This window comes from Actinomadura sp. GC306 (assembly GCF_004348665.1).
Classification (GTDB): domain Bacteria; phylum Actinomycetota; class Actinomycetes; order Streptosporangiales; family Streptosporangiaceae; genus Spirillospora.
On record NZ_SMKM01000308.1, the window covers coordinates 1 to 7,459 of the forward strand.

The window sequence follows — 7,459 nt, forward strand, 5'->3', positions numbered from 1 at the left end:
GCGAGGATGTGGGCGGCGCGGGCGTCGCCCGCCCGGCGGCCGGGGGCGGGGTGGTCGGCGAGCGCCTCGCGGAGCTGCTTGCGGCCGCGGTGCAGGCGGGACATGACCGTCCCGATGGGCGTCCCCATCATCTCGGCGATCTCCCGGTAGGCGTAGCCCTCGACGTCGGCGAGGTAGACGGCGTCGCGGAAGTCGCTCGGCAGCGCCCGCAGGGCGTCGACGACGCGGGAGTCGGGGATGCGGTCCAGCGCCTCGGCCTCGGCGGAGCGGAAGCCGGACGCGTGCGCCTCCGCCCGCGCGATCTGCCACTCCTCCAGCTCCTCGGAGCCGGCGCGCTGGGGCTCGCGCTGCTTCTTGCGGTAGGTGTTGATGAAGTTGTTGGTGAGGATGCGGTGCAGCCACGCCTTGAGGTTCGTGCCCTCCTGGAACTGGTGGAAGTTCACGTAGGCCTTGGCGAGGGTCTCCTGGACCAGGTCCTCGGCGTCGGCCGTGTTGCGGGTCATCCGCACGGCGCTGGCGTACAGGGGGTCGGCGAGCGGCAGGACGTCGCGCTCGTAGCGCTCGGTGTTCTCGGCCGCCTCGGTACGGCGGGCATGCGTGGTGACGGCGGTCATCGTCGCTCCCCGTAGGTAATGGCCCCAGGTGTCGGCGGGCCGGTTGCTGACGCGTGTTCGGGGGCACGCGCGGACCGGGCGGACGAACCGCCCCCCGTGCCAGTGGTACGTGCCACCGTTCCCGACGGGTTCGGAGGTCTCGGCCGCCCATGGCGCGTGGGCCGAGGTTCCTGCGCGGACCGGGTGGGCCAGGGCGACCCCGTGTTCACGAGATGTGCTTGCGGGACGTCGCGGGCCGGTGCTCGATCGGGCGCCTTCCACCCATCGGTGGTCTTCCTTGTCTTTAAAGACGCTTGGAAGGATCCAAAAGGTTGCGTCCGATCGGGTGTCGTCCGTCACATGTGGCGTTATGCCGTTCCGAGGACTGTGATCAGGCGGTATAGGACCGGCCGCGGCGGCGATGCGGCGGCGGTCCGGCGGCGGTCCGGCGGCGGTCCGGCGGCGCGTGGAGACGAGGGATCCCCGGGAGCCCGGCGCGACGGGGGCTCCCGGGGATCGGGACGGTGGTGTCGGAGGGTCAGCCGAGCAGGTGTTCCAGGGCCCTGGCCATCAGGGTCCGCCCGCCGGCGGTCTCGGCCTGTTCGAGCCCGAAGCCGAACAGGATGGTGTCCTTGGTCGCGACCGACGAGACCGAGTCGATCAGCGCCTCGGACCGGACGAACTCGGAACCGTTGCCAGGGCTCCCCTCAGGGGCGCCCTCGATCGACCAGGGGCCGAGGCCGGTCTCGAAACCCTCGGCGTCGAGCTCACCGCCGGTCGTGGTGAGGCTGGTGTCGTCGATGAACAGCCCGGTCCCACCGGTGAAGGGGTCGCTCACATAGGCGAAGGAGACCTCCACCTGCTTGCCCGCGTAGGCGGACAGGTCGAACGCGACGGGGACCCAGCCGTTCGAGTTGCCCGTGAACGCGTTCCACGCGCCGGTGGTCCCGGTGTTGCCGCAGGGGTTCCCTCCCGTGAGGTAGTGGTTGAGGAACGGGTGCATCGCGAGGTAGTAGCCCGCCTCGCACTCCGCCGGCACGTCGGTGGACGTGCGCCCGTTCTTGTCGGGCAGCGTGGTCCAGTCGTCGGCACCGGCGGTGTGGGCCTCGACGATGACGTTGTCGTAGCCCGTCTCGGTGCTGTAGGAGAGCTGGGCCTGGAGCGTCGGGACCTGCGCGGCGGTGACGCCGGTCAGGTCGATCGTCCGGGTCAGCCGCCGGTACGTGCTGTTCTCGTGGGTGCCGGCGACGTACCAGTCGCCCTCGACGGGCTCGGTGGACGCGACGGCACCGGTGTAGTCGCCGATCTTCCAGCTGGTGAACTGCGGGAACTCGGCCTTGGGCAGCGCGGTGGAGGTCACCTGGAAGCCGCCCGCCTCGTTCAGCGGGTTGGTCGCCGTGCCGGTGAGCCCGGACGTCACGCCGTCGAACGGCCGTTCCGTCCCGGCGAACCCGGTCGGCGAGCCGATGAGCTGCCTGTCGTACGCGCCCAGGTAGTACTGGAAGAAGTCGTCCGACAGCAGTTCGCAGTCGTCCCGGTAGCTCGTGGTCAGCACGCACGGGCGCTCGGGATGGCCCTTCAGGCCGTAGTAGATGCCGCCGCCGTTCGCCTGGCCGAGCGGCCCGGTGTACCCGGTCGTCTCACCGGTGTGGAGCAGCTTCCCGCCCTCGTTGAGGTAGGACCGGACGCTCAGGACCAGGTCCTTCGCGCGGTCGGCCACCTGCGAGTCGGGGAAGTCGCCGATGACGGACCGGACCGGTTCGTCGGCCTCGTCCTGGGTGAGGCGGTTGTCGCCCAGGTACCAGACGACGGCCTTGAAGTGCTTCAGGACGCCGAGGTCGTGCGGGACGCCGTCCTTGTCGATGTCCCACACCAGCGGCCGGTGCTCGGCGGATCTGACGAGCTCGGCGTACCGCTCGGCGTACTTCGGCGCGTCCGTCCCGGCCGGGTAGGTCGGGTTGACGCCGGTGTAGTCCTCGTCCGCGATGACCAGGACGTCGGCCTTCTTCTGGTCGCGCACGGTGTAGGTGAAGCGCTCGCTCTCGACCCGTTTCAGGCCCTTCCAGCCGGAGAACCACACCTCGACCTTGTCGCCGGGCCGCTGCGCTCTGACCTTGCCGCGGTACTCGGCGTAGTAGGTGTCGTTCTCGTCGCCGTAGCGCTCGCCACCGCGCCACTCGCGGACGAGGTCGTGCCGCACGCGGCCGTCGTTGATCCGGTAGTGCATCGTCTTCAGCCGCAGCGACCTGCGGATCACCGAGGCGACCTCCTGCGAGCCGCCGTAGGACGTGCCGAACGCGTCCGTCTCGAAGTCGGCGGTCTCGTGCCCGAGGGCGGACACGGGCTCGTCCGGGTTGTGCGCCGACTTGCCGACCGACAGCGCGAACGGCAGGTTCTTCGCGAACTCCCGCTGGATGAGCGTCTCGTCGTCGGGGAACTCGAACCCGCTGCCGCAGTCGCCGGGCTCCCACTCGTCGTCCGGGTCGGACGCCGCGGCCGACGCGCAGGTCGCCATCTCGGGCGTGATCGACAGCGCGCCGTAGACGTTGTCGGCCTGGCCGTCGGTGTCGCCGTTGGTGGTGTAGAGCTGTGCGCCCAGCTGGGGCACGTAGCCCGGGACGGCCGGGTTGTCGATGTCACCGAGCAGGGCGTCGTGGATGACGTCGTCCGGGCTGCGGGTCAGCGTCTGCCAGCCCACGCCGTGCAGCAGCAGCTCCGCCGCCGAGTGGTAGTTGATCAGGTAGGCGGGCCGGACCTTCTTGTAGAGGTCCATCTGCGCCTTGGTCTCCGGCTCGGAGCCGGGGGCCGGGCCGCGGTAGGTCTCGTCCGCGGGCGCGTCGGAGGAGCCCTCGTTGTCGTAGCCCCACTTGTAGGGGAAGTTGCGGTTGAGGTCGACGCCGTCGGCGCCGGTGATCTGGCCGTCGCCGTTGTTGTCGCGGGTGTTCTTGCGCCAGAGGCGGAACCCGTCCTGGAACGTCAGGTCGTAGCCGTCCACGTTGACGACGGGGATGAACCACAGCTCGGTCGTGTCGACGATCTTCGTGATCTCGGCGTTGCCGCCGTAGTTGCCGACGTAGTGGTGCAGCAGCCGGCGCACCATCTCCGGCGTGATCCATTCGCGGGCGTGCTGCGCCCCCTGGTAGACGACCACGGGCTTCTTGTGGTGCCTCTTGCTGCGAACGTCCTTGGTCACCTTGACCGCGGTGATCGGCTTGCCCTCGCGGCTCTTGCCGATGTCCACCGCGGTGGCGATGGACGGGTTGTCGGCGGCGACCTTCAGGAGCTCCTCGTGGATGTTCCCGGGGCCGCTGTAAGGCCGGAATACGCCGTCCTGCGCGGCCTTCGTGCGAAGGCGGGCCGTGTTCTTCGCGGTGAGGCCGAGGCCCTGCCGGTTGAGCGCCGCGGCCTGCGGCGCGCTCATCACGGCCTCGACGCGGATACTGCCCGGCTTGTCGCCCTTGGCGATGCGGATCGCCTCGTGGTCGAGGCCGGACCGGTTCAGCAGCTCGACCTGGGCCGGGCTGAGCTCGGCGGTGTAGACCGCGATCGCCGGGCCCGAGTCGGAGGGGCCCGGAGAGGCGTTGGCCGGGGGCGCCGCCAGCGTTCCGATCAGGAGCGCGGCGGCGGCGAGGGTCGGGACGAGTCTTCGATGCCGGAACGGTGCGCGCGGCATTGCGCCTCCCTGGGCGGGATCACAAATGGGGGGTTGCGTGATCGTCTGCCTGGGGAACGTGGGTGTCAATGGGGCATTAGTACCCTAAGCCGCATTCGGTCACATTCTGCCAATTCGGCCTTCTGGGGTGGCTACGGGCACGTTCCCTTTGATAAAGGGAACGTCGTCGAGCAGGAGGGGCGGCTGCCCGGCGGTGTGCCGGGTGCGGTCGTCCGGGGCGTGCGACGTTCCCTTTGATAAAGGGCGTTCCGGAAGACCGGTAATCGAACCGGCTCGGCCGCCGTCCCAAACCGGTTTCGGCGGACCCGCCTCACGATCTTGTTACGGCAGGTAGCGTCCACCTGACCGGGAGTCGCCGAGCAAGTCGATCGTCCTGCACTCCCTGGAGGGGGTCCACATGGTCATCGACGAGCTGCTGGGGACGGCGTGGATGACGGCCGTCATCCTCGACGGGCGCGGACGCATCAGCCACTGGGACGACACCGCGGCCGAGATGTTCGGCGCCGAGCGGCACCGCGCCCTCGGCCGGCCGCCCGCGGAGCTGCTGCGGCTCCCGCCCGAGCACCGCGGCGCCTTCGAGCCCGAGGTCTTCGGGCACGTCTGGTGCGGCTCCTGCACCCTTCCGCGCGTCGACGACGGCGTGCTCACCGAGGTCGGCTGGTGGGTCTACCCCATCCAGGCCGCCCCGGGCGGCCACGACACCCGCGTCCTGGCGCTCGCCGCCGACCTGCGCCGGCTCCGCGAGGAGGGCCCCGGCATCGCCGTCGGCGACCTGCCCATGGCGGTCCCCGGCGAGGGCGCCCGGCGCGCCGCCGGCACCCGGCTGCTCCGGGTCGAACCGGCGCTCGTCCCACCCGGGACCGGCCCCGCGCCGTTCGCCGCGCCCTTCACCGCGCGGCTCGCCGACCTGCTGCCCGTGCTGGCCCCGGACGCGGCCAGGAAGATCGCCCTGCAGGTGCTGGACCTCGGCTGCCCGGCCGTCTCCCTCGGCCTGACGGTCCGGCTGCCGATCATCCCGCACACCGGGCCGGCCGCCCCCGCCCCGCTGCGCCCGGCCGCGTCGGTCCGCGACACCGGCCCGATCCGGCCCCGCCAGGCGGTCCCGGCCGTGCGCACCGGGCGGCGGCGCGCGGCCCGCGGGGCGCGCCCCGCGATCCGGCCCCCCGGCCCGGCGGACGGCCCGCCCCAGCGAGGCGGCCCGGGGCCCGCGGCCATGCGCGAACCGCTCACCTACCTCAGCGAGGCCGGGCAGCAGATCGGCGCCCCCCTCGACCACCTGCAGGCCGCCCGCAAGCTGGCCGAGGTCCTGGTCCCGCGGCTCGCCGACTTCGCCGCCGTCGAACTGCTCGAACGGGTCGTCGCCGACTCCGCCCCGCCCGCCGCCGAGGTCGACGAGACCACGCTGATGCGCCGGGTCGCGGTCGTCCACAACGACGAGGACGGGCGCTGGGACGACCTCGTCCCCGAGGACGAGACGCTGCGGCTGGCGTCCGGGGCGCCGTTCGTCCGGGCCATGCGGACCGGGCGGCCCTTCCACATCCCGCACGTCGGCCCCGCGCAGGCCACCGAGATCGCCGCCTCCTTCGGCGACCGCGACCTGCGGCCGCTGTTCACCGGCCGGGAACTGCTGATCGTCCCGCTGATCGCCCGGGGCCGCGTCCTCGGCACGTTCAAGCTCCTGCGCAAGCCCGGCCGCCCCGGCTTCGGCGACCTCGACTTCGCCATGGTCGACGAGCTGGGCCGCCGCGCCGCGCTGTGCATCGACAACGGCCGGCTCTACCGGCGCGAGGTCCAGGTCGCCGAGGAGCTGCAGCACTCGATGCTCCCCGACGACCCCCCGGACGTCGCGGGCGCCCGCGTCCGCTACCGCTACCGTCCCGCGGGCCAGGCGATCAACGTCGGCGGCGACTGGTTCGACGCCATCCCGCTGCCCGGCCACCGGCTCGGCATCGTCGTCGGCGACGTCATGGGCCACGGGCTCACCGCCGCCGCGATCATGGGGCAGATGCGCACGGCCGTCCGCACCCTCGCCGCCGAGGACATGCGCCCCGCCCGGCTGCTGCGCCAGCTCGACGGCCTCGCCCGCCGGCTCGGCGAGGACTACCTCGCCACCTGCCTGTACGCGGTGTACGACCCGGTCGAGCGGACGTGCACGCTCGCCAACGCCGGGCACATCCCGCCCGTGCTGGTGTCGGCGTACGGGGAGAGCCGCGTCCTCGGCGTCCCGTCCGGCGTGCCGATCGGGGTCGGCGGCGAGCCGTTCGAGACGGTCGAGGTGGCCGTGGAGGACGGGGCGCAGCTCGTCCTGTGCACGGACGGCCTCCTGGAGCGCCGCGACCGCGACCTCGACCACGGGCTGGAGCTCATGCGCGGCCGCCTCGCCGGCGCCACGCGCGACCTCGACCGCACCTGCGACTCCCTCCTCGACTCCCTCGCCACGTCCACCCCCGCCGACGACATCGCGATCGTCGCCGTCGGGTTCGACGGCATCCCCAAGGGCGACGTCGCGGCCTGGGAGCGGCTGGAACCGCTGCCGAGCACCGTCCCCTGGGTGCGGACCCAGGTCGCCGCGCGGCTCGCCGACTGGGGCCTGGAGCCGCTCACCGACACCGTGGAACTGCTCGTCAGCGAACTCGTCACCAACGCCCTCGTCCACGGCGCCGGGACCATCGGCCTCCGCCTGATCAAGGGCCGGACCCTGCTCTGCGAGGTCTACGACGACGGCGCCGACCTGCCCCGGCTCCGGCACGCCGACGCCACCGACGAGTCGGGCCGCGGGCTCCAGCTCGTCAGCCACCTGGCCGCGCGCTGGGGCACCCACCGCGCCGAACCCGGCAAGGTCGTCTGGTTCGAGCACCCCCTGCCCGGGCGGCCCCCGCCGCGCTGACGCCCGTGGTCGTGGGCCCGCATCGCGAATCTGTGAGGTAAATGTCCCGTCGGCGCCAGATATTTTCCAACGCCCCGTCCGCTCTGATCGATGTGACGACACCCATCGAAGCCACGGGGGGACACTTGGGGCGGAATCTGACGCTGCCGGTACCGGAGACGCTCTACGCCACCTACGCCGTGGCGCTGCCCGCACCCGTCCCGGACCCGGCGGACCTCGCCCGCGCCGAGGTGACGTGCCGCACCCGGCCGCCCCTGCGCGACCTCGTCCTCGGCATGCTCGACAGCCCCATGCTCACCCTCGACC

Annotated in this window: 3 protein-coding genes and 1 pseudogene; 2 read left to right on the forward strand and 2 right to left on the reverse strand. The window is 72.2% G+C overall.

Annotation, left to right across the window (positions count from 1 at the left end; all coding sequences use genetic code 11):
- Nucleotides 1–614 (reverse strand): sigma-70 family RNA polymerase sigma factor (locus tag E1200_RS28965; protein WP_131955256.1); only part of this gene is annotated, 614 nt, incomplete at its 3' end.
- Nucleotides 615–1,131: 517 nt separating this feature from the next.
- Nucleotides 1,132–4,266 (reverse strand): M14 family metallopeptidase, encoded by a 3,135-nt coding sequence (locus E1200_RS28970; RefSeq protein WP_131955257.1) that lies wholly within the window; start codon nucleotides 4,264–4,266, stop codon nucleotides 1,132–1,134.
- A gap of 397 nt (nucleotides 4,267–4,663) precedes the next feature.
- On the opposite strand from E1200_RS28970, the gene E1200_RS28975 reads away from it, so the two are divergent.
- Both E1200_RS28975 and E1200_RS28980 read left to right on the forward strand, forming a co-directional pair.
- Nucleotides 4,664–7,153 carry a SpoIIE family protein phosphatase gene (locus E1200_RS28975; RefSeq protein ID WP_131955258.1) on the forward strand — a complete coding sequence of 830 codons (2,490 nt, stop codon included), beginning with the start codon at nucleotides 4,664–4,666 and terminating at the stop codon, nucleotides 7,151–7,153.
- A 125-nt stretch (nucleotides 7,154–7,278) separates the two neighbouring features.
- A pseudogene (locus E1200_RS28980) lies at nucleotides 7,279–7,459 on the forward strand (hypothetical protein); the annotation flags it as partial.